Here is a 25344-nt window from a genome sequence, read left to right as displayed (position 1 = left end):
GGGGGAAGAAAGATGAAACTCTCGATCGAACGCGGCACGCTTCTGAAGGCGCTGGCCCAGGCGCAATCCGTTGTCGAACGGCGCAACACCATTCCGATCCTCGCCAACGTGCTGATCGAGGCCGAGGGCGCGCAGGTTTCCTTCCGCGCCACCGACCTGGACATTGAAGTGGTGGATCGCGCGGCCGCCATGGTGGAGCGCGCGGGCGCGACCACGGTTTCGGCGGTGATGCTGCATGAGATCATCCGCAAGCTGCCCGACGGGGCGCTGGTCAACCTGACCGAGGATGCGGCGTCGGGCCGGCTGACCATTGCCGCGGGCCGGTCAACCTTCAGCCTGGCGACGCTGCCGAAGGAAGATTTCCCGGTGATGGCCACCTCGGAATATTCGTCCAACTTCGCAGCCAAGGCGCCCGAGTTGCGGCGGCTGTTCGACAAGGCGAAGTTCGCGATTTCCACCGAGGAAACCCGCTACTACCTGAACGGCGTCTACATGCATGTCGCGCAGGGCGAAGACGGGCCGGTGCTGCGCTGCGTGGCGACCGACGGCCACCGTCTGGCCCGGATCGACGCGCCGCTGCCCGCCGGGGCCGAAGGGATGCCCGGCGTGATCGTGCCGCGCAAGACCGTGGGCGAATTGCGCAAGCTGCTGGATGATGACGATGCGACAATCGCGGTTTCGGTTTCCGAAACGAAAGTTCGGTTTGCGACGCCGGTCATCACGCTGACCTCGAAGGTGATCGACGGAACCTTCCCCGATTACACCCGGGTGATTCCGCAGAACAACACCCGCCGGCTTGAGGTGGACGCGACCGAATTCGCCAAGGCGGTGGACCGCGTGGCCACCGTGTCTTCGGAACGGTCGCGGGCGGTCAAGCTGAGCCTGGACGAAGACCGGCTGATCCTGTCGGTCAACGCCCCCGACAGCGGCGCGGCCGAGGAAGAACTGGCGGTCGCCTATGGCGACGAACGGCTGGAAATCGGCTTCAACGCGAAATACCTGCTGGAGATTGCCAGCCAGGTTGACCGCGAGAATGCGGTGTTCCTGTTCAACACCGCCAATGAACCGACGCTGATGCGCGAAGGAAACGACACCAGCGCCGTCTATGTCGTGATGCCGATGCGCGTGTGATGGCCGGGGGCCTTGCCCCCGGACCCCGTGGCGCAGACCAGCCAGCAAAGGGGGCGGCATGAGCGGGCTTTCGATCCAGTCGCTCGGCCTGTCGCATTTCCGCAGCCACCGGGCGACGCGGCTGGCTTTCGACGGGCGGCCGGTCGCGATTGTCGGGCCCAACGGGGCTGGAAAGACCAACATCCTGGAAGCGGTTTCGCTGCTGTCGCCCGGGCGCGGATTGCGGCGGGCGGCGTCGGACGATCTGGTTCGCAAGCCCGAGGCGATTGGCTGGAAGGTTTCCGCACAAGTGTTCGGTATGGCCGCTGCGCATGAGGTGGAGACCTTTGCCGAGCGGTCTGACGCGCGGCAGGTGCGCATTGACGGCAAGGCCGCGACACAGGTGGCGCTGGGGCGCATCCTGCGGATTCTGTGGCTGGTGCCCGCGATGGACCGGCTTTGGATCGAGGCGGCCGAAGGGCGGCGGCGGTTTCTGGACCGGATGACGCTGTCATTCTTTCCCGATCATGCCGAAGTGTCGCTGGCCTATGAAAAGGCCATGCGCGAACGCAACCGCCTGTTGCGCGACGAGGTGGCCGATCCGTTCTGGTATGGCGCGCTTGAGGCGCAGATGGCCGAAACCGGCGCGGCGATCGAGGCCAATCGCAAGGCCACGCTGGCGCGGCTGCTGACGGCGCAGGACGGGGCTGAGACCGCCTTCCCGCGCGCCGAGGTGCATCTGGTATACCCCGAGGCGCCGCCAGAGGATCTGGCCGCCGCGCTGGCCGCTGGCCGCCGCCGCGACATGGCGGCGGGGCGCACCCTTGCGGGGCCGCATCGCGCCGATCTGGGGGCGGTCTTTGCCGCCAAGGGCGTGCCGGCGGACCAGTGTTCGACGGGCGAGCAGAAGGCGCTGCTCTTGTCGCTGATCCTGGCCAATGCCCGCGCGCTGGCCGCCGATCTGGGGCGCGCGCCGATCCTGCTGCTGGATGAGGTGGCCGCCCATCTGGACGAGGCCCGCCGCGCCGCGCTGTATGACGAGATCTGCGCGCTGGGGGCGCAGGCCCTGATGACGGGAACCGAGGCCCAGTTGTTTGACAGCCTGGGCGAAAGGGCACAGAGATTTCACGTCGCCGAAGAGGGCGGCGTCAGCCGGATCGACCCATGACCCCGCAACGTGTGACCCTGATAACCCTTGGCGTGGCCGATCTGGCCGCGGCGCGCGCCTTCTATGCCCGTCTGGGCTGGGCCGAGCACAAGGAAAGCCAGCCCGGCGTGGCGTTCTTCCAGATGAACGGGGCCGCGCTGGCGCTGTTCGGGGTGGCAGATCTGGCGGCCGATCAGGGCCGCCCCGGCGCCGCGCTGGGCACCGGCGCCATCACCCTGGCGCAGAACTTTGCCACCGAGGCCGAGGTTGATGCCGCCTTTGCCGCCGCGCTGGCTGCGGGCGGCACTGCCCTGAAGGCGCCGGAAAAGGTGTTCTGGGGCGGCTATTCCGGCTATTGGGCCGACCTGGACGGCCATGTCTGGGAAGTGGCGTTCAACCCGTTCTGGCCGCTGGCCGACGATGGCAGCCTGACCCTGCCGCAATGACCGTGACCGGCTATCAACTGCTGCTTTATGCCCTTGGCATGGCGGGGCTGTGGATCGTGCCCGGCCCGGTCTGGGTGGCGCTGATGGCGCGGTCGCTTTCGGGCGGGTTTGCGGCGGCCTGGCCGCTGGCCGTGGGCGTGGCGCTGGGCGATCTGGTCTGGCCGCTGGCGGCCATCCTGGGCCTGACCTGGATTGAAAGCAGTTATGGCGATGTGCTGTCACTGCTGCGCTGGGTGGCGGCGATCGTGTTCCTGATCATGGGGGCGCTGCTGCTGCGCAAGCCGTCTGACCGGCCGCAGGCCGACCGCCGGCTGACCCGCCCGGGCCTTTGGGCCGGGTTCTCGGTGGGGGTGGCGGCGGTGATCGGCAACCCCAAGGCCATTCTGTTCTACATGGGCGCGTTGCCCGGTTTCTTTCCGCTGGGCCGGCTTGGCACCATCGACATCGTGCTTGTCCTGCTGATTTCCACCCTTGTTCCGCTGGCCGGAAACCTGGGTCTGGCGCTGTTTCTGGACCGGGCGCGCGACCTGCTGTCCACGCCCGAGCGGATTCGGCGGCTGAACATGACGGCGGGCATCCTGCTGATCGGCGTGGGGCTGGCGATCCCCTTCCTGTGACTACCAAATCTTGTGTGCTGCCCGTGACATTGCCGCACCAAGGCGCTATAAGTCGCGGGCAAGATCAGAGGTTCCCGACGCATGGCTGAAGCCGCCAAGAAGCCCGCCGAATACGGCGCCGATTCCATCAAGGTTCTCAAAGGGTTGGAGGCGGTTCGCAAGCGCCCCGGCATGTATATCGGTGATACCGATGATGGCAGCGGCCTGCACCACATGGTGTATGAGGTTGTCGATAACGGCATTGACGAAGCCCTGGCCGGCCATGCCACCGAAGTTGCGGTGATCATCCATGCCGATGACAGTGTTTCGGTGCGCGACAACGGCCGCGGCATCCCGGTGGACATCCACCATGAAGAGGGTGTTTCGGCGGCCGAGGTCATCATGACCCAGCTTCACGCCGGCGGGAAATTCAACAACACCGATGACAGCGGCAACGCCTACAAGGTGTCTGGCGGGTTGCACGGCGTTGGTGTGTCGGTGGTCAATGCGCTGTCGGAATGGCTGGAGCTGACCGTCTGGCGCGACGAAACCGAATACCGCGCCCGGTTCGAGGATGGCGAATGTGTGGTGCATGTGCACCCCGTTGGCCCCGCGCCGGGAAAGCGCGGCACGCAGGTGCGTTTCCTGGCTTCGGCCAAGGTCAACCGGCCCGACGGCACCTTCTCGAACCTTGATTACAGCTTCAAGACGCTGGAAAACCGGCTACGGGAACTGGCGTTCCTGAATTCGGGCGTGCGGATCGTGCTGGAAGACGAACGCCATGCCGAACCGCAGCGCGTTGAGCTGTTCTACGAAGGCGGCGTGCGGGAATTCGTCAAGTTCCTGGACCGCTCCAAGTCGTCAATCATGACCGAGCCGATCTATATGGTGGGCGAGCGCAACGGCATCGGCGTTGAAGTGGCGATGTGGTGGAATGATAGCTACCACGAAAACGTATTGCCGTTCACAAACAACATTCCGCAGCGTGATGGCGGCACCCATCTGGCCGGTTTCCGGGGCGCGCTGACCCGCACCATCACCGGTTATGCGCAATCGTCCGGCATTGCCAAGCGCGAGAAGGTGGATTTCACCGGCGACGACGCCCGCGAAGGCCTGACCTGCGTGCTTTCGGTCAAGGTGCCCGACCCGAAATTCTCAAGCCAGACCAAGGACAAGCTGGTCTCCTCGGAGGTGCGCCCCGCGGTCGAGAATCTGGTGAACGAAAAGCTGGCGGAGTGGTTCGAGGAGAACCCGCAGAACGCCAAGATCATCGTCGGCAAGATCATCGAAGCCGCCCTTGCGCGCGAGGCCGCCCGCAAGGCGCGCGAGCTGACCCGCCGCAAGACCGCGCTGGATGTGGCGAGCCTGCCGGGCAAGCTGGCCGATTGCCAGGAGCGCGATCCGGCGAAATCCGAACTGTTCCTGGTCGAGGGCGACAGCGCCGGCGGGTCTGCCAAGCAGGGCCGGTCGCGCAGCAACCAGGCGGTGCTGCCGTTGCGCGGCAAGATCCTGAACGTGGAACGCGCCCGGTTTGACCGGATGCTGGGCAGCCAGGAGATTGGCACGCTGATCACCGCGCTGGGCACGGGCATTGGCCGCGATGAATTCGACATCGGCAAGCTGCGCTACCACAAGGTTGTCATCATGACCGACGCCGACGTGGACGGCGCGCATATCCGCACGCTGCTGCTGACGTTCTTCTTCCGGCAGATGCCGCAACTGATTGAAGGCGGGTATCTCTACATCGCGCAGCCGCCGCTTTACAAAGTGGCGCGCGGCAAGTCCGAGGTCTATCTCAAGGATCAGGCGGCGCTGGACGATTACCTGATCGAGATGGGCACCGAAGGCGCCGTGCTGCGGCTGGCCGACGGGACCGAGATCGCCGGCAACCATCTGGCGCATGTGATCGAAGGCGCGCGGCAGTTCCGCCGCGTGCTGGATGCCTTCCCCACGCATTACCCGCGCCCGATTCTGGAACAGGCCGCCCTGGCCGGCGCCTTTGATCCGGGCCGCGTTGACGCCGACCTGCAGGCCGTGGCCGATCAGGTTGCGCGGCGGCTGGATGCGGTGGCGGTGGAATATGAACGCGGCTGGCAGGGCCGCATCACCCAGGATCACGGCATCCGCCTGTCGCGCATCCTGCGGGGCGTGGAAGAGCTGCGCACGCTGGACGGGGCGATCCTGCGGTCGGGCGAGGCGCGTCGCCTGTCGCAGATCGCGGGCCAGCACCGTGACATCTATCGCGACCCCGCGCGCCTTGTGCGCAAGGATCGCGAACAGATGGTCCACGGGCCGATCGACCTGTTGAAATGCGTGCTGAGCGAAGGCGAAAAGGGCCTGACGCTGCAACGCTACAAGGGTCTGGGCGAGATGAACCCCAGCCAGTTGTGGGAAACCACGCTTGACCCCGAAGCCCGCACCCTGTTGCAGGTCAAGGTAGATGATCTGGCCGAGGCCGACGACATCTTCACCAAGCTGATGGGCGATGTGGTCGAACCGCGGCGCGAGTTCATTCAGGCCAACGCCCTTTCGGTGGAAAACCTGGACTTCTGATGTGAATGGGGCGGCCGTAAGGCCGCCCTAATCAGCATGGGCAGCGGGTGCCGGGCCGGCGGAAAGATCCGGGCGGCGCAGCGTCAGCGCCAGCGGGACCGCGCAGAGCGTAATCAGCATCATCAGCTTGAAATCGTTGAGATACGACACCATCAGCGCCTGAAGGTTCACCAGATTGTCCAGTTGCTGCAACGCCACCCGGTTGCCCGCCACCGCCGCGGGCAGCGTTTCGCGCAGCACCGGGTTATAGGGGGTCATCAGGCCGGCCATTTCGGCATGGTTGATCTGCACGTTGCGCGTCAGCACCGCCGTGACCACCGAAATCCCGATGGACGAGCCGATGTTGCGCACCAGGCTGAACAGGCTGGTGGCATCGGCGCGGAAGGTCGGGCTGATGGTGGCGAAGGCCACCGTGGACAGCGGCACGAAAACCAGCCCCAGCCCCAACCCCTGCACCAGACCGCTCCAGATCACCAGACGGTCGTCCATCTGGGGGGTGAAGCCGGTCATCATCCACAATGACACGACGGTCAGCGACAGCCCGGCCATCACCAGAAGGCGCGGGTCCACCTTGCGCACCAGCCGTCCGGCCAGCAGCATCGAGATCATCGTGCCCACACCGCGCGGCGCCATGACGATGCCGGTGGTGATGGACGAGTGGTTGAAGATGCGCGACAGCATCGGCGGCAACAGCGCCAGGCTGGCCAGAAGAATGATGCCCACGACGAAGATGAACACCAGCCCGGTCACGAAGTTGCGGTCCAGGAACATGCGCGGGTCCAGGAACGGTTCTTTCGTGGTCAGGATATGCACCCCGAACACCCAGAAGCCGGTGATCGTCAGGAACAGGTAGATCCAGATCTCGGCGGCCGAAAACCAGTCAACCTCGACGCCGCGGTCCAGGATCATCTGCAAGGCGCCGATGCCCAGCGCCAGCATGGCAAACCCGAAGAAATCGAACCGCCGCAGCCGCAGGGTTGATTTCGGCAGCCAGGCCATGCAGCCCAGCAGCGCCAGCCCGCCCACCGGCAGGTTGATCAGGAAGACCCAGCGCCAGTTGTAGCTTTCGGTCAGCCAGCCGCCCAGCGTGGGCCCGATGATGGGGCCGACCATGATGCCCGCGCCCCACAGCGCCATGGCCTGACCGGCCTTTTCGCGCGGGTTGATGTCCAGCAGGAAGGTCTGCGACAGCGGCACGATGGCCGCCCCGAACAGACCCTGCAACAGCCGGAAGCCCACCATGCTGGGCAGGCTCCAGGCCAGACCGCAGGCCAGCGAGGTGACCACGAAGCCGACGATCGAGATCAGGAACAGTTCGCGCTTGCCGATCCTGTCGGACAGCCAGCCGGTGACGGGGGTCATCACCGCCGCCGCCACGATATAGCTGGTCAGCACCCAGTTGATGGTGTCCTGCGTCGCGCCCAGGTCGCCGGTCATGGACGGAAGCGCGACATTGGCGATGGTGGTGTCCAGCACCTGCATGATCGTGGCCAGCATGATGGCCAGCGTGATCAGGCCGCGGTGGCGGACCTCAACCACTGCGCCGGGGGCGGACATGGTTACTCACCAGCCCAGGCGAACAGGCCCAGCAGGTTGCTGTGCCGCCCGGTATCCACCGTCACCTCGGCACTTAGCCCCGAGGACAGATCGCCGACCTTTGCCGGATCGTCCAGCCGGACGCGGACGGGCACCCGCTGGGTGACCTTCACCCAGTTGCCGGTCGCGTTCTGGGCTGGCAGCAGCGAAAATTCGGCGCCGGTTCCGGCCCCGATCGCCTCGACCGTGCCGGTCAGCTTGCGGTTGGGGGCCACGTCGAAGGCGATTTCAACCGGCTGACCCACGGCGATGCCGTCCAGTTGTGTTTCCTTGAAGTTCGCCTCGACCCAGACCTCGCCGGTTTCGACCAGGGCGAACAGCGGGCTGCCGGCCGAAACGAACTGCCCCTCGCGGAAGGACGACGCCTGATAGACGATCCCGTCTGCCGGGGCGCGCACTTCGGTCAGGCCAAGGTCATAGGTGGCCTTGTCGCGTTCGACCCGGGCCTTGCGCACCTTGGGGTGGTCATCGGTCGGCGTTGCCGGATCGCCGCCCAGCGCGGCCAGCGCGGCGGCCACCGTCTGTGCGGCGGTTTCGGCCTGTTCGCGCGCCTGCACCGCCTGATGCCGGGCCCCGTCCAGCGCGGTGCCGGCCGCGACGCCGCGGTCCGACAGTTTTTCCTGCCGCGTCAGTTCGGATTCCAGATAATCGGCATTGTCGCGGGCCTGCTTGGCCTGCGATTCCGCCTGCGCAAAGGCCGCCTTCAACTGCTCAACCTCGATCCGCGCCGATTGCAGGCTGACTTCGGCCTCGGCCAGGGCCAGGCGATAGGGTTCGGGATCGACCTGAAACAGCAGATCGCCCTTGCTGACGCGCTGGCTGTCATGGATGGCCACCTTGACCACACGCCCCGACAGATCGGAGGCAACGCTCATCCGCGCTTCGTGCAGATTGGCGTTTTCGGTTGATTCGTATCGCCCCGAGGTGATCCACCAGAAGGCGGCCCCGGCCAGCAGGGCCACGGGCACAATGCCCATTACCATCGTGCGCCCCAGTCGTGACCGGCGCTGCACGGCACTCGTCTCAGTCGTCATTCCCCAGCTCCCCGCAGCCCGGTGCGGCGAACCCGGCCCCGGCAAGGTTCCGGGTGATCGTCCGCAGGCACTGCATCAGATTTTGCTTCTCATCCGCCGAAATGCCCACCAGGGCCTCGGCGTAAATCTCTTCCGCCATCCGGCGCAGGTCGTCGCGCAGCGCCAAGGCCCGGGCCGAGGGTTTCACCAGCCTGACCCTGCGGTCATGCGGGTCGGCCTGGCGTTCAACCCAGCCCTGCGCCTCCATCCGGTCGATCAGCCGCGACACGCTGATCGGTTCGATCTCCAGCAGATCGGCCAGCCGGGTTTGCGTCGGCCCGCCTTCGCGAAGGGCGTGCAGCAACAGCCGCCATTGCGCCGAAGACAGGCCAAGCGCCCCCATCCGCGCGTCAAACGCGCGGCGCATCGCCCGCTGGGCGTCATGCAACAGAAGGCCAAGGCTTTCGTACTTCGGTATCATAAGTCTCACATATGATAAGCACGCTTACTATTCAAGCGGCCTGATCCGTTGCCCGCCTTCGCGACATCTGCATCCTGTTGCGGGTCCGGCCCCCCGGCGGGTTGAACAAACTTCCCAGTCTTCCCCGTGGCCTGCGCGATTGGTGTGGCCTGCCCCTCGTTCTGGTGCTGCTGCGGCCCCATATCCCTTGAAGCTGCAGGGTATTCCCCTGCGGTGTCATGGAGGGCCCATTCATGGGATCCGATACCAGCAAGACCGGCCACGACAGGCCGAAAGTCCTGCACATTGTCCCGCATTCGCCGCCGATCACCGACAAGGCCCCGCATGGCGCCGATCCGGGCCAGCAGCAACCCGGTGCGCCGGACCCGAAAGCCGAACCCGGGACGCCGAGCTGACGGCATCTCGTTTCCCGTCTGCCACAGCCGGTGGCGGAAGGGGCTTCTGCGGGATCGGGGCGTCTTCCGCCACCAATCCCGCTTTTCCGTATGAAAGGCTGCACCCCATGGGTTACAACGTATCGAAGACGCCGTTCAATCTGGCCGAATTCCTGGCCGAGAAGGCACCCGCCCGGTCCATGCGGGGACGCCCGCGCTACTGGCCGCGCAATCCCCGTCCGCAGACGGATGAGGCGACTCCCGCGCTGGATGGCGTGACCGAGGTCGTCGAGACCCCTGAAAAAATCTGATCATTGGCGGTCATGGGCCCGATGCGCCGGGTCCATACCTGACCGCCCTGATGTTCGAGACGTAAGGCGTTGATCCTTGTTCCTGTCGTGGCGCCCCCCGCTGCGGGGCGCCCACGCGAACCCTTTGCGGCCCGCCCCCGGCCCGCTATCGTGCTGCCATGCCCGCCCTGTGCCGCGATTGCCTGACCCAGTTCCCCGCCGGCACGCGCTGCCCCGCCTGCCGGTCGCCCCGCGTTGTGAGCCACGCCGAGCTGGACAGCCTTTCCATTGCCCATATGGACTGCGACGCCTTTTATGCCAGCGTCGAAAAGCGCGATGACCCCAGCCTGCGCGACCGCCCCGTGATCGTGGGCGGTGGCAGTCGCGGCGTGGTCTCGACCTGCTGCTATCTGGCGCGCATCCGGGGCGTGCGGTCGGCCATGCCGATGTTCCAGGCGCTGAAACTGTGCCCCGAGGCGGCGGTGGTGAAGCCGCGGATGCAGGTCTATGTCCAGGCCTCGCGCGCCATCCGGGCCATGATGGAGGAGCTGACCCCGGCCATCGAGCCGCTGTCGCTGGATGAGGCCTTCCTTGACCTGACCGGCACCGCCCGCCTGCACGGCGCCCCGCCTGCGGTGATGCTGGCGCGGCTGACGAAGCGGATGGAGGAGGAGCTGGGTCTGACCGGATCGGTCGGGCTGGCGCATAACAAGTTTCTGGCCAAGATCGCCAGCGATCTGGACAAGCCGCGCGGCTTTTCCGTGATCGGCCGCGCCGAGACCGCCGATTTCCTGAAGCCGAAGCCGGTGCGCATCATCTGGGGTGTCGGCACCGCCACCCAGACCGCACTGGAAACCGCCGGCATCCGCACCATTGCCGATCTGCTGCGCTGGGACCGCGCCGATCTGGTGGCCCGCTTCGGCCATATGGGCGAGCGGCTGTTCCATCTGGCCCGAGGCGAGGATCACCGCCGCGTCAGCCGCGACGAGAAGGTGAAGTCGATCTCGAAGGAGACGACCTTCTTTGAGGACACCTCTGATCCCGATCTGCTGGACGGCCATCTGTGGCGGCTGGCCGAGCAGGTGGCCGACCGGGCCAAGGCCAAGGGCCTGTCGGGCCGCACCGTGACGCTGAAGCTGAAGCGGGGGGATTTCCAGTTGGTCACCCGCCGCCACGGGCTGACCGGCCCCACCCAGCTTGCCGACAGGATCTATCGCGCGGCGCGCGGGTTGTTCGACCATGCCGGCACCAAGGGGCCGTTCCGGCTGATCGGGGTGGGGATCGCGGATCTGGCGCCCGAATCCGCAGCCGATCTTGAGGGCGATCTGCTGGACCCTGCCGCCGAAAAACGTGCCGCCGCCGAACGCGCCACCGACAGGATTCGCGAAAGATTCGGCAAGGATGCCATCATCAAGGGCCGCGCCCTGCGCTGAGCCTATTCCGCCGCCAGCGGCAGCGCGGTGCCGCGCAGGCCGGCGATGATTTCGGCCATGACCCCGGCCATCAGCGCCCGGAAGGCGGCAAAGCCGGGGGTGGGCACGATTCGCACCTCGTCCATGTAAAGGGCGCGGTCGATTTCCACCTGCACCACATGCACATTCTGGCCGGGCCGCCCGTAGGTTTGCGCGATATAGGCGCCGGCAAAGGGGGCGTTGCGGGCCACCCGCAGGCCGGCGCCGGCAAAGGCGGCCTCGACCCGGTCCATCATCTCGGGGCTGGCAGAGGTGCCGAAGCGGTCGCCCAGCACCACGTCGGGACGGGCCAGCCCGGGGCGGGTATGGGCATCCAGCGCCTCATGCGGCATCGAATGGCAGTCGATCAGCAGCGCCTCGCCAAAGCTGCGCCGGGTGGCGTCAAGCAGCCCGGCCAGCGCGGTGTGATAGGGTTGCCAGCAGTGCCGGATGCGGGCCTCTGCCTCGGATCGGGGCAGCTTGCCGGAATAGATGGCCCGCCCGCCGGCCACCACGCGGGGAATCACCCCCAGACCCGACGCGATGCGGGGATTGTGCGGAGCCCGCGCCAGCCCCTCGATCACGGCGGGGTCCAGCTCGTCCGGGGCGCGGTTCAGGTCGATATAGGCGCGCGGCACCCGGGCCGCCAGCAACGGCGCCCCCATCTGCGGGGCCAGATCGAACAGCCGGTCCACGAAGGCATCTTCCGAACTGCGGATCGTGCGCCGGTCCAGCGCCGAACGGGCCATGAATTCGGGCCGGTAATCCGCGCCGGAATGGGGCGAGGCGAACACGACGGGCGTGGTCTGCTGGCGGGGGCGACGCAGCGTGTAGACGGCAGAGGAAACGGCCTCGGGCAAGGGCACCTCGGGAAAAACAGGCGGGGTTGCCCCCGGAATTCATGTCCTTGGTATAACGGCTTTCACACCAAAGCCAAAACCCCTTGCAGCGGCAGACGACTCTCAGTATAGACCCCGCACGCCGACGCGGATGCCCCGCGTCCTTTTCGTTTGTGCGAAGGGGACACCGGGGGAATCGCAAGGACAGGCGGGCGGTTAGCTCAGCGGTAGAGCACTACGTTGACATCGTAGTGGCCACTGGTTCGATCCCAGTACCGCCCACCATTCACCGCCTCTGGCAACAGGGGCAACGGTTTTCATCTGGCGCTAATGATCGCGCCGCGAAAAGGGAAGGAGACGACCATGAAGGTTGCGAACTCGCTCCGCTCGCTGAAGACGCGTCATCGCGATTGCCAGGTCGTGCGCCGCAAAGGCCGCGTCTATGTGATCAACAAGACGCAGAAGCGCTACAAGGCCCGTCAGGGCTGAGCCGCTTTCAGCAAGCTGGATCAACGGACAGGCCGCCTGCGGGACACCGCGGCGGCCTTTTCCATTGGCGAAAGCCGCCTGATCCTGAGAAGGGGTCAAACGATACCGTGAAGAGGCGGGTGTCTGATTTTATTGGGAAATACGCTGTCTTCCGGCCAGTTGTCACGCGAATTCAATGCGTTAGGCGGCAAGGTTCAGGCAATCTGAGGTTGCCTCGAATCGCGATCCGTGCAAAATGAAGAGGCCCGCTTTCGCGGGCCTCAAGCGCAGTCGACGCCTACAGGAATTGGAATGTCAACTGTCGCGGCCTCGGGAAGCGGCGGGTGTGTGCTTGCACATGCTCCCGCTTTCCGAGCCTTCTTCGCTGATATGCCCTGACGGACACCATGCGAACCTCCTGTTCTGAGGGGCGCCGCATCCGTTGCGGCGACGATCAAGGTCGGAGCGACCTAGATTTCATCATTCTATCCCTATGCTCCGCGCCCCCACCTTCCAATTTGCACTAGCGAGTGTCTACTCAGTGTGCTCCATGTTTTCCTAACCACATCATACAGGATTCTTGGTGGCCGCAAATCCAAAACATGCCTGCTGCCACGCCAGCTCAAGGTGATTGCGACCAGAATCCACTAGGGAACGTAATAAAAATACAAATATATCAGTATATTACATGGAGTAAGGGTTGCTTCTGGCGCAAGGTGCTAATCAATATTCAGGTTGTGATCGAGACGATTGCCAACTGTTTCCTGAGTGCCGATTTGTCTCTCTAATGCTCTGGAAGCCTTCTTTGAAGCAGAGTGAGAGGTGTCGGTGAGCAAGGTGCGATCCCCTTACAGCTAAGGGTTTCATTGGGCGCCCCATCCTGCCGACTTAGCGTTGTCGGTAAAGTCTTTCGGGGGTTGCTATGCGCCATTTCCGCCCTTTATTCTGCCCATCGCTGTCCCTCTGGACGCACGGAGTGGCAATATGAAGCTGTATCACTCTCCGACCTCGCCCTATGTCCGCAAGGTGATGGTGCTGATCGCCGAGGCCGGGATTGCCGGGGTGGAGCTGATCCCGGTGGCGGGCAACCCGGTTGATCCGGGCAGTATGCCGGTGGATCAGAACCCGCTGGGCAAGATTCCGGCGCTGGTCACCGATGACGGGCAGGCGATCTATGACAGCCGGGTGATCTGCCGCTATCTTGATTCGATGGCCGGGGCGGGGCTTTACCCGCCGGCGCCGCGCCTGTGGCAGACCCTGACGCTGGAGGCGACGGCGGACGGGATTCTGGATGCCGCGATCCTGATGGTCTACGAGGCCCGGGTCCGCCCCGAGGACCGGCAGTTCGAGGCCTGGACGGAAGGCCAGTGGGCCAAGATCGCCCGGTCGCTGGACACGCTGGAACGGCGTTGGATGGACCATCTGGAAGGCCCGCTGGATATGGGGCAGGTCGCGGTGGCCTGCGCGCTGGGCTATCTGGATTTCCGGCACTCGGCCCGGGCCTGGCGGGCGGCCCATCCCGATCTGGCGGCATGGGAGGCCGAGTTCTCGGAGCGACCGGCCATGACCGCCACGCAACCCGTGGGGTGAAGGCGCGGGCGAACTGCAACACTGCGGGGCTTTCAAGGGGAAAACCTGCATATGCGCCCCTTTGTCCGCTGGACGATCCGTTCCCCCTTGGCTACAAGCGCGACCGCAGGGCTGCGGGCGACCGCCGCCTCGGATTCTCATTGGCTGACCGTCCCCGGTGGCCTTGCAAGGGAGAAATGACCGTGTCCCACGCTGACGACCCCGCAGGCACACGCCGCGATTTCCTTTACTACGCCACGGCAGGCGCCGGTGTCGTTGCGACTGGTGCGGCGGTCTGGCCGCTGGTGAACCAGATGAACCCCTCGGCCGACGTTCTGGCCCTGTCGTCGATCTTCGTCGACATCTCGGGCGTCGAGGTTGGCACCCAGTTGACGGTGAAATGGCGCGGCAAGCCGGTGTTCATCCGCCGGCGCAGCCAGAAAGAAATTGACGCCGGTCGCGCGGTGGACATTTCGACCCTGATCGACAAGAACGCCGAGAACAAGAACAAGCCTGAGGCTGATGCCTCGGACCAGAACCGCACGCTGGACGAAGCCGGCGAATGGCTGGTGATGATGGGCGTCTGCACCCACCTGGGCTGCGTGCCGATGGGCAATGAGTCGGGTGATTTCGGCGGCTGGTTCTGCCCCTGCCACGGGTCGCACTACGATACCGCCGGCCGTATCCGCAAGGGACCGGCGCCGCGGAACCTTGACATCCCGCTGGTCAAGTTCACCGACGAAACCAAAACCACAATCCTGCTGGGCTGAGGGGCGAGAACACATGTCCGGAATTCCGCACGACCATTACGAGCCCAAGACGGGCGCCGAAAAGTGGCTGAACAACCGCCTGCCGATCATCGGTCTTGTCTATGACACCCTGATGATCCCGACGCCCAAGAACCTGAACTGGATGTGGATCTGGGGTATCGTCCTGGCCTTCTGTCTGGTGCTGCAGATCATCACCGGCGTTGTCCTGGCCATGCATTACACCCCGCATGTGGACCTGGCCTTCGCCAGCGTCGAACACATCATGCGCGACGTGAACGGCGGCCACATGCTGCGCTACCTTCATGCCAACGGCGCCTCGCTGTTCTTCTTCGCCGTCTACCTGCACATCTTCCGTGGTCTTTACTACGGCAGCCACAAGGCGCCGCGGGAAGTGACCTGGATCATCGGGATGCTGATCTACCTGTGCATGATGGGCACCGCCTTCATGGGCTATGTGCTGCCGTGGGGCCAGATGTCGTTCTGGGGCGCCACCGTGATCACCGGCCTGTTCGGCGCGATCCCGGGCATCGGCGAACCGATCCAGACCTGGCTGCTGGGTGGTCCGGCGGTGGACAATGCCACGCTGAACCGCTTCTTCTCGCTGCACTACCTGCTGCCCTTCGTGATTGCGGCGCTGGTCATCGTTCACGTCTGGGCCTTCCACAGCACCGGCAACAACAACCCCACCGGGGTGGAAGTGCGCCGTGGGTCCAAGGAAGAAGCCAACCGCGACGCCCTGCCGTTCTGGCCCTATTTCGTGATCAAGGACCTGTTCGCCCTGGCCGTTGTGCTGGTGGTGTTCTTCGCGGTGGTCGGCTTCATGCCCAACTACCTGGGCCACCCCGACAACTATATCGAGGCGAACCCGCTGGCGACGCCCGCGCATATCGTGCCGGAATGGTACTTCCTGCCGTTCTATGCGATCCTGCGCGCCTTCACCGCCGATGTCTGGGTGGTGATCGCGGCGAACTGGCTGACCTTCGGCATCGTTGACGCCAAGTTCTTCGGCGTTCTGGCGATGTTCGGCGCGATCCTGGTCATGGCGCTGGCGCCCTGGCTTGACACCTCGTCGGTTCGGTCGGGCCGGTATCGCCCGATGTTCCGCTGGTGGTTTGCGCTGCTGGTGATCGACTTCGTGCTGCTGATGTGGTGCGGCGCCATGCCGGCGGAAGAGCCCTATGCCACGATCTCGCTGATCGCGTCGGCCTACTGGTTCGCCTACTTCCTGATCATCCTGCCGCTGCTTGGCGTGATCGAAAAGCCGACGCCGCTGCCGGCCACGATCGAGGAAGACTTCAACGCGCACTACGGCGTGAAAACGCATCCGGCCGAGTGAGAAAGGTGATGACCATGATGAGGAAAATCGCACTCTCTGCCACTTCGGCGCTGGTGCTTGCATCGGGCGCGGCAATGGCCGCGACCGGGGCGCATGTCGAATTCACCGACAAGGCCTTCGCCCATGAAGGCCCGTTCGGCAAGTTCGACCAGATGCAGCTTCAGCGCGGCCTGCAGGTCTTTACCGAGATCTGCTCGTCGTGCCACGGGCTGAAGTATGTGCCGATCCGCACGCTGGCCGATCCGGGTGGTCCGCAACTGCCGGCCGATCAGGTCCGCGCCTATGCGGAAGGTCTGGATGCCGTGCCGCTGGCCGATGGTGAAGAACGTCCGCGCGAATGGACCGACCATTTCCCGTCGCGTGCGGGCGATGGCATGGGGCCGGACCTGTCGCTCATGGCGAAGGCGCGCGCCGGCTTCCACGGCCCTTATGGCACCGGGATGAGCCAGTTGTTCAACGGCATGGGCGGGCCCGAGTACATCTACTCGATCCTGACGCATTTCGAGGAAAACCCGGCCTGCGCCCCGGAAGGGATTGACGGCTACTACTACAACAGCGCCTTCCCGAACGGCGGTGTGCCCGATAGCTGCAAGGACGAGCATGGCATTTCCACCGTGCCCGGAAGCTGGATCGCCATGGCGCCGCCGCTGATGGACGACATGGTGACCTATGCCGACGGCACCCCGGCGACGCTGGACCAACTGGCCGAAGACGCCGCTTCGTTCCTGTACTGGGCGGCGGAACCCAAGCTGATGGCGCGCAAGCAGGCCGGCTTCATTGCCGTGACCTTCCTTGTGGTCCTGTCGGCCCTGCTGTTCCTGACCAACAAGAAGCTGTGGGCCGGCGTGAAGGGCAAGAAGGTCACCATCTGACCTTTGGGCCACAACCCGGAAACCGGAAGCCCCGCCTGACCATCAGGCGGGGCTTTCTTCGTTTCAGGCGGCGCCCAGATAGGCCGCCAGCTCTGGCGGGGGCGCGGTGAACAGGGCCTCGGTCGGGGCCGGGGCGTGGGCGGTGCCGCCTTCGACCAGCACCGTCAGCCCGGCAAAGCGGCGGGCGTCGGCGGGGTCATGCGTCACCATCAGCACCGTCGCGTCGGTTTCGCCGGCCACATCGCCCAGAAGATCCAGCATCTGGGTCTTGAGAGCAGGCCCCAGCGCGGCGAAGGGTTCGTCCAGCAACAGAAGCGGGCGCGCGCGCAGCAAGACCCGTGCCAGCGCGGCGCGGCCCTGCTGGCCGCCCGACAGCTCGGCCGGGCGGCGGGATTCCAGCCCCGCCAACCCCACGCGGGCCAGGGCGGCGGTTACCCGCGCGGTCTGGTCCGCCGAAAGGCGCAGATCGGTGCGCAGGCCCATGCCCACGTTCTGCGCCACGGTCAGGTGGGGAAACAGGTTCTGGTCCTGAAACAGGATGGACAGCGGCCGTTCGCCGGGCGCCAGCCCGTCAAGCGCGGAGCCGTTCCACAGGACATGACCGCCCACCGGCGGAAAGAACCCCGCGATGGCCGACAGAAGCGAGGATTTCCCCGCCCCCGACGGCCCGATCAGCGCCACCCGCGCCCCCTTGGGAACCGACCAGTCGGCGGTCAGCCGGAAGCCCGGCTGGGCCAGTTCCACGCGATCAAGCTGCAGCACGACGTCCCCCTGCATCAAAGGCCCAGAACAGGGCAAAACTCAGCCCCACCAGCAAAAGCGAAGCCCCTGCCGCGGCATCGGTGCGATAGGCGCCCATCAGGCGCTGCACCACTAGCGGCAGCGTTGCGCCCTGTTCGGCGGCGAAGAGCGCGATCACCCCAAGGTCGCCCATCGACAGCGCCGCCGCCAGCCCGGCGGCAAAGCCGATGGGCCGTGCCAGCCGGGGCAGGGTCAGCAGGCGAAGCCGGGCCGCACCCGACAGGCCCAGACTGCCGGCCAGCCGGCCATAGCCTGCCTCAAGCGCCCGCGCTTCGGGCAGAAGCAGGCGAAACACGAAGGGCAGCGCCAAGAGGGCGTTCACCAGAATGGTGACGGGCAGCGCCAGCCGCGTGGGCGCCATGACCGGCTGCACGATCAGGAACAGCCCGGTGCCCAGCACCAGCCCGCTGGTGGCCAGCGGCAAGGCGGCCGCCAGATCCAGCCAGCGCGGCCCGCCCCGTGCGACGGCCAGCGCCAGGATCAGCGCGGCGGTGATGGTCACGGCGGTGGACAGCAGCGCCACCGCAATGGACCGCGCCGCGGCCAGCCAGACCATGTCGGGCAACTGGAACAGGCCGGGCACGCCACGGATCAGCAGCGCCCCCAGCGGCAGCAGCAGGAACCCCGCCGCCAGCGTGATGGCCAGCGTATCGGCTCCGCGCCGCCACCCCACGGGGCCGCGCAGCGCCGGGGCCATCTGCAGCCCCGCGCCGAACCCCGCCGCCCGCGCCATGCGCCATGCCGCCAGCGCCGCCGCCCCGCCAAGCGCCGTCTGCACCAGCGCCAGACCCGCCGCGTGGCTGAGGTCGAACTCGAACCGCACGGCCTGATAGATCGCCAGTTCCAGCGTGGTCGCGCCCGGCCCGCCGCCCAGCACCAGCGCCACCGCAAAGGAGGTGAGGCAGACCGCGAAGACGGTGGCCAGCGCGCCGGGCACCACCTCGGCCAGCATCGGCCGTTCCAGGTAGCGCGCCATCTGTGCCGGGCCGAATGACAGGCTTTCGGCCAGCCGGAACCGTTCGGCCGGGATGGCCTGCCAGCCTTGCAGGATCATCCGGGTGGCCAGCGGCAGGTTCAGGAACACATGCGCCAGCACCACGCCCTGCAAGCCATAGACATCCATGCGCGGCAAGCCGGCCAGCGCCAGCGCCCCGTTCAGCCAGCCGGCCCGCCCGAAGACGGCGACCAGCCCCAGCACCGCCACGATCACCGGCAGCAGGAAGGGGGCACCCATCAGCGTGATCAGCACGCCGCGGCCCGGAAACCGCCGCCGTGCCAGCGCCCTGGCCACCGGCACCGCCAGAAGGATCGAGACCAGCGCCGACAGCACCGCCTGCGTCAGGGTGAAGCGAAGCGCGGCCAGATCGGCGGGCGAAAGACGCAGCCCCCCGGCCGACCAGGCAACCGCGCCCAGAGGCGCGGCCACCATCAGCGCCGCCAGCGCCCCTACTGCGCGAGCGCCGCTTGCCATTCCGCCAGCGCCCCGTCACGCGCCGCCCGTGCCTCATCCGCCGTTATCAGCAGCGATTTTTCGGGCCGTGCAGTTTCAAATCCCTCGGGCAAGGTCGTTGCCGAGGCCGGATACATCCAGTTCGTTTTGGGGATCACCGACTGGAAGCCGGGGGTCTGGGTAAAGGCCACGAAGGCCCGCGCGAGATCGGGCTGGTCGCTGGCCGCCAGCACGCCAGACACCTCGACCTGAAGGGAATGCCCTTCGGAAAAGGGCGCCCAGTCCTTGGTGTCATCCTTTTCCGCGATCCGGTGATAGGCGGGCGAGGTGGTATAGCTCAGCACCATGTCGGCCTCGCCCTGAAGAAACAGGCCGTAGGATTCCGACCAGCCGGGCGTGACGGTCACGATGTTGTCGGCCAGCCCTTTCCAGATCTCGGGGGCGCGGTCGCCATAGGCGGCCTTGACCCACATCAGCAGCCCAAGCCCGGGCGTCGATGAGCGCGGGTCTTGAATTACGACCTTCACATCGCTGGCCGCCAGCGCCTCGAACGAGGCGGGCGGGGCGGTCAGTCTGGTCTTGTCATAGACAAAGGCGAACCAGCCCCAGTCATAGGGCAGGAACAGCGGGTCGTCATAAGGCACCGGCAGCGCGGCGGCGGCGGGCTGGCCGTGGGGCGCGAACAGGCCGGTCGCCGTGGCCTCGGCCACAAGGTTGGTGTCCAGACCCAGCACGACATCGGCCTCGCTGGCGGCACCTTCCAGCTTCAGGCGCGACAGCAGCGCCGCGCCATCGCCGGCGGCGACAAAGCGCAGGTCGCAGCCGCAGGTTTCCTCGAACGCCTTTTCCACGGCGGGGCCGGGGCCCCATTCGCTGACGAAGCTGTCATAGGTCAGAACGGTCAGGACAGGCGTTTCCGCGGTTGCGGCCGTGGCCGCAAGGAAAACGACGGTCGCCGCAAGGAAGGGGGGTCTCATATGGTCCTCCATGGTGGCGACGGGTGGCCGGGCATGGAGGATTCCGATGCACCTTCCCTCCGCCGGTATGATCCGGTTCAGGTTCAACGGGTCCGCATCGCTGCATCTCAGCCTGTTGCCAGGCACCCCGAGGTATCGGTCAGCATAGGGGCATCGGCGGCCGACGCAAGGGCCGCCGATGCAGGTGGTATCAGCCGTGCTGTTCCAGCTTGTCGCTGCGCGTCTTCCACAGCGACCACAGGACACCGGCGGCAAGGATCACGAAGGTGATCGCCAGCGACCAGTTGGCGGGGAACTTTTCCCAACCCATCAGGTCGGCGACAAAGATCTTGGACCCGATGAACACGAGCAGGATCGCCAGCGCATATTTGAGATAGTGGAAGCGGTGGATGATCGCCGCCAGCGCGAAGTAAAGCGCCCGCAGGCCAAGGATGGCGAAGATGTTCGAGGTATAGACGATGAACGGGTCGGTGGTGATGGCAAACACCGCGGGCACCGAATCAACCGCGAACACAAGGTCGGCCAGTTCCACCATCACCAGCGCCAGGAACAGCGGGGTGGCAAAGGTGATCAGCTTGCCGGTGCGGGGATGCGGCTCCTTCACGAAGAAGGCGTTGCCGTGCAGCTTGTCGGTGACGTTCATCCGGCGCCGCATGAACCGCAGAATCGGGTTCTGGCTGATGTCCATCTCTTTTTCCTCGGTCACCAGCATCTTGATGCCGGTGGCAATCAGGAAGGCCGCGAAGATGTAGAGAACCCAGTGATACTGGGCGACCAGCGTCGCACCCAGGCCGATCATGATGCCGCGCAGCACGATCACGCCCAGGATGCCCCAGAACAGGACACGGTGCTGATACTGGCGCGGGATGGCGAAGAAGCTGAAGATCAGCGCGATGACGAACACGTTGTCCATCGCCAGCGTCTTTTCCACCACGAAGGCCGTCAGATACAGTTTCGCGGCTTCGGCGTCGATCTGCCACCAGACGAAGGCCGAGAAGGCCACGCCCAGCGTGATGTAGAAGGCCGACATCTTCAGGCTTTCGGCAACGCCGATTTCGTGGTCGGTCTTGTTGAACACGCCAAGATCCAGAACCAGCAGGGCAAGAACGATGCCCAGAAAGACAAGCCACATCCAGACCGGCTTGCCCATGAACAGTAATAACAGGAATTCCATCCCCATCCGCCTCTCATTTGTTGTCGCGTCGAGAGGTCAGCCTTTTCAGGGGCAGGGTGCCGGGCTGACATCGAGCGCAGTCTCGATGCGGTCCGACATCACGACTTGCGTCGTCAGAGGGGCCCGTCCCGCGAGGGTAAGGTAAGGGGACGATGCAGGAATTCAAGAGGGGCTTGAAGCAAAGTCTGACGCGCCCTATGCCCGAACGGGATTTGGGAGAGTGACATGAGCCTCAACACCTTTGGCCATCTGTTCCGCGTGACGACCTGGGGCGAAAGCCACGGGCCGGCGATTGGCTGCGTGGTGGATGGCTGCCCGCCCGGCGTGCCGCTGTCCGAGGCCGATCTGCAACCCTGGCTGGACCGGCGCAAACCGGGGCAGTCGCGGTTCGTGACCCAGCGGCAGGAGGCGGATCAGGTGCGCATCCTGTCCGGCGTCTATCAGGGGGTGACGACCGGCACACCGATTTTGCTGATGATCGAGAACACCGACCAGCGCTCCAAGGATTACAGCAACATCGCCGAGGCGTTCCGCCCCGGACATGCCGACATCAGCTATCACCTGAAGTATGGCGTCCGCGATCCGCGCGGCGGGGGCCGGTCCAGCGCCCGCGAAACCGCCAGCCGGGTGGCGGCGGGGGGCGTGGCGCGGGCCGTGCTGGCGGCCGTGGCGCCCGAGGTGCGGATCAGCGGCTATATGGTGCAACTGGGCAAGCTGGCCATTGACCGCAGCCGGTTCGACGCCGCCGAGATCGAGCGCAACCCGTTCTGGTGCCCCGATGCGGTGGCGGCGGAAGCCTGGGCTGCGCATCTGGACCAGCTTCGCAAGGACCACAATTCGGTGGGCGCCGTGGTCGAGGTGGTGGCCGAGGGCGTGCCGGCCGGGCTGGGCGCCCCGCTGTATGGCAAACTTGATCAGGATCTGGCCGGGGCGATGATGTCGATCAACGCGGTGAAGGGGGTCGAGATCGGGGCCGGCTTCGCGGCGGCGGGTCTGACCGGGGTCGAGAACGCCGACGAAATGGAGATGGGGCCGCAGGGGCTGCGCTTCGGGTCGAACCATGCGGGCGGCATCCTGGGCGGCATCTCGACCGGGCAAGCGGTGGTGTGCCGCTTCGCGGTCAAGCCGACCTCGTCGATCCTGACGCCGCGCCAGTCGGTCAACCTGGCGGGCGAGGCGGTCGAGGTGGTGACAAAGGGCCGCCACGACCCCTGCGTCGGCATCCGAGCGGTGCCGGTGGGCGAGGCGATGATGGCTTGCGTCATTCTGGATCACTGGCTGCTGGACAGGGGCCAGACCGGCGCGCAGCGCGGGCAGCTTGGCCGGCCGGCCTGACCTTGCGTTACGTCCGCCGGCAAACAACCGGCCGGTGTTCCCTATACAGCGGGTGAAAACCCGTGTATGGCCCCCGGATGGCCTGTGAAGTCCCGGGGCTGCATCCGCTTGGCAAGGATGTGGCGGGGGTGATGAGGCCGTTTGGCTTCATATGAGGGGGCGCTGCCCCCCGGACAGGACAGAGAATGGATATGGAACGGGTAGCCGGGCCGCTGCAGGCGGCTTTGGCATCGAAGGGTTATGAGGCGCTGACTGCGGTGCAGGAGGCAGTGCTGGTGCCCGAGGCGGCGGGGCGTGACCTTCTGGTCAGCGCGCAGACCGGCAGCGGCAAGACCGTGGCCTTTGGTCTGGCCATGGCGCCGGAAGTGCTGGGCGGGGTTGAGCGGCTGCTGCCGGCGGAAAAGCCGCTGGCGCTGGTGATCGCGCCGACGCGCGAACTGGCCTTGCAGGTGAAGCACGAATTCGAATGGCTTTACGCCGAGGCCGGGGTGCAACTGGCATCCTGCGTGGGCGGCATGGACTACCGCACCGAACGCCGGTCGCTGGACCGTGGCGCGCATGTCGTTGTCGGCACGCCGGGCCGGCTGCGCGACCATGTGGAACGCGGCAGCCTTGACCTGTCGGCGCTGAAGGCCGTGGTGCTGGACGAGGCCGACGAGATGCTGGACATGGGCTTCGCCGAAGACCTTGAATTCCTGCTCGGCTCGGCCCCTGATGAAAAGCGGGTTCTGATGTTCTCGGCCACGGTGCCGAAGGAAATCGAGAAGCTGGCGCGCACCTATCAGAAGGATGCGCTGCGTGTTGTGGCCCAGGGCGAATCCTCGCAGCACGCCGACATCGAATATCAGGCGGTCAGCGTCGCGAACCGCGACAAGGAACCGGCGATCTTCAACCTGCTGCGCTATCACGAGGCGCCGACGGCGATTGTCTTCGCCAAGACGCGGGCCAATGTGAACCACCTGTTCGCGCGGATGGTGAACCGGGGCTTCCAGGCCGTGGCGCTGTCTGGCGAACTGAGCCAGAGCGAGCGGATGCACGCCCTGCAGGCGCTGCGGGACGGGCGGGCACGGGTCTGTATCGCCACCGACGTGGCCGCGCGCGGCATTGACCTGCCGGGTCTGGAACTGGTGATCCACGCCGATCTGCCGACCAACCCGGAAACGCTGCTGCACCGTTCGGGCCGGACGGGCCGGGCCGGGCGCAAGGGGCTTTCGGTGCTGGTGGTGCCCACGGCGGAATTCCGCAAGGCGAACCGTATTCTGCAAGGCGCGAGGGTAACGGCCGAATGGGGCAAGCCGCCGACCGCCGAAGAGGTGCAGGCGCGCGAGGATTCGCGGCTGCTGGCCGATCTGGTGCTGGCCGCCCCCGAGGCGGAAGAAGAAGCACTGATCGAGGCGATCCTTGACAAGCATTCGGCCGAAGCGGTGGCGGCGGGCTTTGTGCGGATGTGGCGCAAGGGGCGTGCCGCGCCCGAAGTCCTGTCGGATGAGCCGATGCCGGCCGCCCCCGCACCGGCCCGCCCGCGGGGCGAGTTCGGGGCCGCGGTGTGGTTCCGGCTGACCGTGGGCCATACCGGCCGCGCCGAGGCGCGCTGGCTGTTGCCCAAGGTCTGCGAGGCGGGCGGCATCGCCAAGGATTCCATCGGCGCGATCCGCGTGCAGCAGGAGGTGACCTATATCCAGATCGCCGAAGCCGCCGCGCCGCGCTTTGGCCAGACGCTGGAGATCGAACCCGGTCTTCAGATGGAACGGATGGCCGGCGAGCCGGACCTGAACCGCCCCGCGCCCCGCCGCGATGACCGGGAAAAGCCGGCCTACCGGCCGAAGCCTTCGCGTTTTGTCGAAGACGGCGAAGGCGCGGCCGAGGCGGCCCCGGCCCGCAAGCCCTGGGCCAAGCGGCCCGAAGGTGGGGAAGAGCGGCAGCCCTGGAAGCCGCGCGAGGAAGGCGCCGCGCGCAAGCCTTGGGCGCCGCGTGACGGCGGCGATGACCGCAAGCCGCGCGCCCCGCGGGACGGTGATGCGCCGCGCAAACCCTGGGCGGCCCGCGAGGGCGATGCCCCGCGCAAGCCCTGGGCTCCGCGCGACGGTGGCGATGACCGCAAGCCGCGCGCCCCGCGGGACGGCGACGCACCGCGGAAGCCCTGGACCCCGCGCGACGGCGATGCCCCGCGCAAGCCGCGCGCCGAGGAGGCGCCGCGCAAGCCCTGGGTGGCCCGCGAAAGCCGCGAGGGCGAACCGGCGAAAAAGCCGCGCTGGACGCCGGATGACCGTGCCGAACGCAGCGCCCCGGCCGAGGGCAAGGCGCCCTATCGGTCCGCCGGGTTCAAGTCGCATGGCGGCGGTGCGGCGGGCAAACCGGCGCGTGCGGCCGGCTACAAGAGCCATGCCGCCGAAGGCACCGGCTACAAGGGCCGCGCCGATGGCGACCGTCCGGCCCCCAAGGCCGAGTGGAAACCGCGCGAGGCGCGCCCCGAGGGCGGCGACCGGCCGCGCAAACCGGCCGGGGCAAAGGACGGCGCCAAGAGCTGGGGTGGCAAGAGCCACGGCGGGGCGGAAAGCCGGCCCTTTGCCGCGAAGAAGCCCGCAGCCCCCAAGACCGACGCGCGCGACACCTCGAAGCGCTTTGCCCCGCCGAAAAAGCCGCGGAGCTGAGGTCGGCAGATAGAATCTGAAGAGGCGCCCGTGGTTTGCGGGCGC

At 66.4% G+C, this 25344-nt stretch carries 23 protein-coding genes, 1 tRNA gene and 1 riboswitch; of the genes, 16 read left to right on the top strand and 8 right to left on the bottom strand.

Going from position 1 to position 25344, the window contains the following annotated elements; translation table 11 throughout:
- The first annotated feature begins 12 nt into the window (after positions 1-12).
- From dnaN to gyrB, 5 genes are all read left to right on the top strand, one after another.
- Positions 13-1131: a DNA polymerase III subunit beta gene (gene dnaN / locus B6K69_RS09975; RefSeq protein ID WP_107672465.1), complete on the top strand. Its 1119-nt coding sequence runs from the start codon at positions 13-15 to the stop codon at positions 1129-1131.
- Between the two features lie 58 nt (positions 1132-1189).
- Complete coding sequence (gene recF, locus B6K69_RS09970) at positions 1190-2278, top strand: DNA replication/repair protein RecF (RefSeq protein WP_108643665.1); 1089 nt, start codon at positions 1190-1192, stop codon at positions 2276-2278.
- A complete protein-coding gene (locus B6K69_RS09965) occupies positions 2275-2703 on the top strand; it encodes a VOC family protein (protein ID WP_108643664.1) in 429 nt (142 codons plus the stop codon). Before recF ends, B6K69_RS09965 begins: the two co-directional genes overlap by 4 nt.
- Positions 2700-3320, top strand: coding sequence for a LysE family translocator (locus B6K69_RS09960; RefSeq protein WP_108643663.1), 621 nt, complete (start codon positions 2700-2702; stop codon positions 3318-3320). Before B6K69_RS09965 ends, B6K69_RS09960 begins: the two co-directional genes overlap by 4 nt.
- Positions 3321-3401: 81 nt before the next feature.
- Positions 3402-5852 carry a DNA topoisomerase (ATP-hydrolyzing) subunit B gene (gene gyrB, locus B6K69_RS09955; protein WP_108643662.1) on the top strand — a complete coding sequence of 817 codons (2451 nt, stop codon included), beginning with the start codon at positions 3402-3404 and terminating at the stop codon, positions 5850-5852.
- Between the two features lie 27 nt (positions 5853-5879).
- Here the strand turns inward: gyrB and B6K69_RS09950 are convergent, their stop codons facing one another.
- The 3 genes from B6K69_RS09950 to B6K69_RS09940 are packed head-to-tail and all read right to left on the bottom strand — an operon-like array spanning position 5880 to position 8942.
- Entirely contained in the window at positions 5880-7409 is a 1530-nt protein-coding gene (locus tag B6K69_RS09950; RefSeq protein ID WP_108643661.1) for a DHA2 family efflux MFS transporter permease subunit, read from the bottom strand.
- A gap of 2 nt (positions 7410-7411) precedes the next feature.
- Positions 7412-8482, bottom strand: coding sequence for an HlyD family secretion protein (locus B6K69_RS09945; RefSeq protein WP_107672471.1), 1071 nt, complete (start codon positions 8480-8482; stop codon positions 7412-7414).
- The gene (locus B6K69_RS09940) at positions 8472-8942 is read right to left on the bottom strand and encodes a MarR family winged helix-turn-helix transcriptional regulator (RefSeq protein ID WP_108643660.1); all 471 of its coding nucleotides are present in this window, start codon (positions 8940-8942) and stop codon (positions 8472-8474) included. The genes B6K69_RS09945 and B6K69_RS09940 overlap by 11 nt, the downstream gene beginning before the upstream one ends.
- Before the next feature lie 233 nt (positions 8943-9175).
- Here B6K69_RS09940 and B6K69_RS18185 point away from each other — a divergent pair, with 233 nt between their 5' ends.
- The 3 genes from B6K69_RS18185 to B6K69_RS09930 all read left to right on the top strand — a co-directional run bounded on the left by B6K69_RS18185 (position 9176) and on the right by B6K69_RS09930 (position 11039).
- The gene (locus tag B6K69_RS18185; protein ID WP_164681928.1) at positions 9176-9337 is read left to right on the top strand and encodes a hypothetical protein; all 162 of its coding nucleotides are present in this window, start codon (positions 9176-9178) and stop codon (positions 9335-9337) included.
- A gap of 107 nt (positions 9338-9444) precedes the next feature.
- Positions 9445-9627 (top strand): hypothetical protein, encoded by a 183-nt coding sequence (locus tag B6K69_RS09935; protein ID WP_108643659.1) that lies wholly within the window; start codon positions 9445-9447, stop codon positions 9625-9627.
- A gap of 158 nt (positions 9628-9785) precedes the next feature.
- The gene (locus tag B6K69_RS09930) at positions 9786-11039 is read left to right on the top strand and encodes a DNA polymerase IV (protein WP_108643658.1); all 1254 of its coding nucleotides are present in this window, start codon (positions 9786-9788) and stop codon (positions 11037-11039) included.
- A gap of 2 nt (positions 11040-11041) precedes the next feature.
- On the opposite strand, the gene B6K69_RS09925 is transcribed toward B6K69_RS09930, so the two are convergent.
- Positions 11042-11917 carry an N-formylglutamate amidohydrolase gene (locus tag B6K69_RS09925; RefSeq protein WP_108643657.1) on the bottom strand — a complete coding sequence of 292 codons (876 nt, stop codon included), beginning with the start codon at positions 11915-11917 and terminating at the stop codon, positions 11042-11044.
- A 189-nt stretch (positions 11918-12106) separates the two neighbouring features.
- On the opposite strand from B6K69_RS09925, the gene B6K69_RS09920 reads away from it, so the two are divergent.
- The 6 genes from B6K69_RS09920 (at position 12107) to B6K69_RS09895 (ending at position 16911) form a co-directional block, all read left to right on the top strand.
- Positions 12107-12181: transfer RNA gene (locus B6K69_RS09920), tRNA-Val, on the top strand.
- Positions 12182-12259: 78 nt separating this feature from the next.
- A complete protein-coding gene (gene ykgO, locus B6K69_RS09915) occupies positions 12260-12385 on the top strand; it encodes a type B 50S ribosomal protein L36 (RefSeq protein WP_023666132.1) in 126 nt (41 codons plus the stop codon).
- A gap of 963 nt (positions 12386-13348) precedes the next feature.
- Positions 13349-13954 carry a glutathione S-transferase gene (locus B6K69_RS09910; protein ID WP_108643656.1) on the top strand — a complete coding sequence of 202 codons (606 nt, stop codon included), beginning with the start codon at positions 13349-13351 and terminating at the stop codon, positions 13952-13954.
- Between the two features lie 182 nt (positions 13955-14136).
- Complete coding sequence (gene petA / locus B6K69_RS09905) at positions 14137-14703, top strand: ubiquinol-cytochrome c reductase iron-sulfur subunit (RefSeq protein WP_107672681.1); 567 nt, start codon at positions 14137-14139, stop codon at positions 14701-14703.
- A 13-nt stretch (positions 14704-14716) separates the two neighbouring features.
- Positions 14717-16039: a cytochrome b gene (gene petB, locus B6K69_RS09900; RefSeq protein WP_107672478.1), complete on the top strand. Its 1323-nt coding sequence runs from the start codon at positions 14717-14719 to the stop codon at positions 16037-16039.
- An 8-nt stretch (positions 16040-16047) separates the two neighbouring features.
- Positions 16048-16911, top strand: a complete 864-nt coding sequence (locus tag B6K69_RS09895; protein ID WP_164681927.1) for a cytochrome c1 — start codon at positions 16048-16050, stop codon at positions 16909-16911.
- A 63-nt stretch (positions 16912-16974) separates the two neighbouring features.
- Here B6K69_RS09895 and B6K69_RS09890 read toward each other — a convergent pair whose 3' ends face one another.
- The 4 genes from B6K69_RS09890 to B6K69_RS09875 form a co-directional block, all read right to left on the bottom strand.
- Complete coding sequence (locus tag B6K69_RS09890; RefSeq protein WP_108644880.1) at positions 16975-17673, bottom strand: thiamine ABC transporter ATP-binding protein; 699 nt, start codon at positions 17671-17673, stop codon at positions 16975-16977.
- A complete protein-coding gene (locus tag B6K69_RS09885; RefSeq protein ID WP_108643655.1) occupies positions 17660-19183 on the bottom strand; it encodes an ABC transporter permease family protein in 1524 nt (507 codons plus the stop codon). Before B6K69_RS09885 ends, B6K69_RS09890 begins: the two co-directional genes overlap by 14 nt.
- Positions 19159-20139 carry a thiamine ABC transporter substrate binding subunit gene (thiB, locus tag B6K69_RS09880; protein WP_108643654.1) on the bottom strand — a complete coding sequence of 327 codons (981 nt, stop codon included), beginning with the start codon at positions 20137-20139 and terminating at the stop codon, positions 19159-19161. The genes B6K69_RS09885 and thiB overlap by 25 nt, the downstream gene beginning before the upstream one ends.
- A gap of 37 nt (positions 20140-20176) precedes the next feature.
- Positions 20177-20279, bottom strand: a riboswitch (TPP riboswitch).
- Positions 20280-20329: 50 nt separating this feature from the next.
- Entirely contained in the window at positions 20330-21319 is a 990-nt protein-coding gene (locus B6K69_RS09875) for a TerC family protein (RefSeq protein WP_228156710.1), read from the bottom strand.
- Between the two features lie 219 nt (positions 21320-21538).
- Here B6K69_RS09875 and aroC point away from each other — a divergent pair, with 219 nt between their 5' ends.
- The gene (aroC, locus tag B6K69_RS09870; RefSeq protein WP_108643653.1) at positions 21539-22648 is read left to right on the top strand and encodes a chorismate synthase; all 1110 of its coding nucleotides are present in this window, start codon (positions 21539-21541) and stop codon (positions 22646-22648) included.
- Between the two features lie 185 nt (positions 22649-22833).
- Positions 22834-25299: a DEAD/DEAH box helicase gene (locus B6K69_RS09865; protein ID WP_108643652.1), complete on the top strand. Its 2466-nt coding sequence runs from the start codon at positions 22834-22836 to the stop codon at positions 25297-25299.
- Positions 25300-25344: the final 45 nt, after the last annotated feature.

Origin of the sequence: Pseudogemmobacter blasticus (assembly GCF_003071405.1) — a bacterium.
Classification (GTDB): Bacteria; Pseudomonadota; Alphaproteobacteria; order Rhodobacterales; family Rhodobacteraceae; genus Pseudogemmobacter; species Pseudogemmobacter blasticus.
This window is presented reverse-complemented; position numbering and strand designations above follow the sequence as displayed.

Bases quoted from the DNA above. Each gene is read 5' to 3' on its own strand.
- dnaN (WP_107672465.1), top strand. From the start codon at position 13: ATGAAACTCTCGATCGAACGCGGCACGCTTCTGAAGGCGCTGGCCCAG.
- recF (WP_108643665.1), top strand. From the start codon at position 1,190: ATGAGCGGGCTTTCGATCCAGTCGCTCGGCCTGTCGCATTTCCGCAGC.
- B6K69_RS09965 (WP_108643664.1), top strand. From the start codon at position 2,275: ATGACCCCGCAACGTGTGACCCTGATAACCCTTGGCGTGGCCGATCTG.
- B6K69_RS09960 (WP_108643663.1), top strand. From the start codon at position 2,700: ATGACCGTGACCGGCTATCAACTGCTGCTTTATGCCCTTGGCATGGCG.
- gyrB (WP_108643662.1), top strand. From the start codon at position 3,402: ATGGCTGAAGCCGCCAAGAAGCCCGCCGAATACGGCGCCGATTCCATC.
- B6K69_RS09950 (WP_108643661.1), bottom strand. From the start codon at position 7,409: ATGTCCGCCCCCGGCGCAGTGGTTGAGGTCCGCCACCGCGGCCTGATC.
- B6K69_RS09945 (WP_107672471.1), bottom strand. From the start codon at position 8,482: ATGACGACTGAGACGAGTGCCGTGCAGCGCCGGTCACGACTGGGGCGC.
- B6K69_RS09940 (WP_108643660.1), bottom strand. From the start codon at position 8,942: ATGATACCGAAGTACGAAAGCCTTGGCCTTCTGTTGCATGACGCCCAG.
- B6K69_RS18185 (WP_164681928.1), top strand. From the start codon at position 9,176: ATGGGATCCGATACCAGCAAGACCGGCCACGACAGGCCGAAAGTCCTG.
- B6K69_RS09935 (WP_108643659.1), top strand. From the start codon at position 9,445: ATGGGTTACAACGTATCGAAGACGCCGTTCAATCTGGCCGAATTCCTG.
- B6K69_RS09930 (WP_108643658.1), top strand. From the start codon at position 9,786: ATGCCCGCCCTGTGCCGCGATTGCCTGACCCAGTTCCCCGCCGGCACG.
- ykgO (WP_023666132.1), top strand. From the start codon at position 12,260: ATGAAGGTTGCGAACTCGCTCCGCTCGCTGAAGACGCGTCATCGCGAT.
- B6K69_RS09910 (WP_108643656.1), top strand. From the start codon at position 13,349: ATGAAGCTGTATCACTCTCCGACCTCGCCCTATGTCCGCAAGGTGATG.
- petB (WP_107672478.1), top strand. From the start codon at position 14,717: ATGTCCGGAATTCCGCACGACCATTACGAGCCCAAGACGGGCGCCGAA.
- B6K69_RS09895 (WP_164681927.1), top strand. From the start codon at position 16,048: ATGACCATGATGAGGAAAATCGCACTCTCTGCCACTTCGGCGCTGGTG.
- B6K69_RS09885 (WP_108643655.1), bottom strand. From the start codon at position 19,183: ATGGCAAGCGGCGCTCGCGCAGTAGGGGCGCTGGCGGCGCTGATGGTG.
- thiB (WP_108643654.1), bottom strand. From the start codon at position 20,139: ATGAGACCCCCCTTCCTTGCGGCGACCGTCGTTTTCCTTGCGGCCACG.
- B6K69_RS09875 (WP_228156710.1), bottom strand. From the start codon at position 21,319: ATGGGGATGGAATTCCTGTTATTACTGTTCATGGGCAAGCCGGTCTGG.
- aroC (WP_108643653.1), top strand. From the start codon at position 21,539: ATGAGCCTCAACACCTTTGGCCATCTGTTCCGCGTGACGACCTGGGGC.
- B6K69_RS09865 (WP_108643652.1), top strand. From the start codon at position 22,834: ATGGATATGGAACGGGTAGCCGGGCCGCTGCAGGCGGCTTTGGCATCG.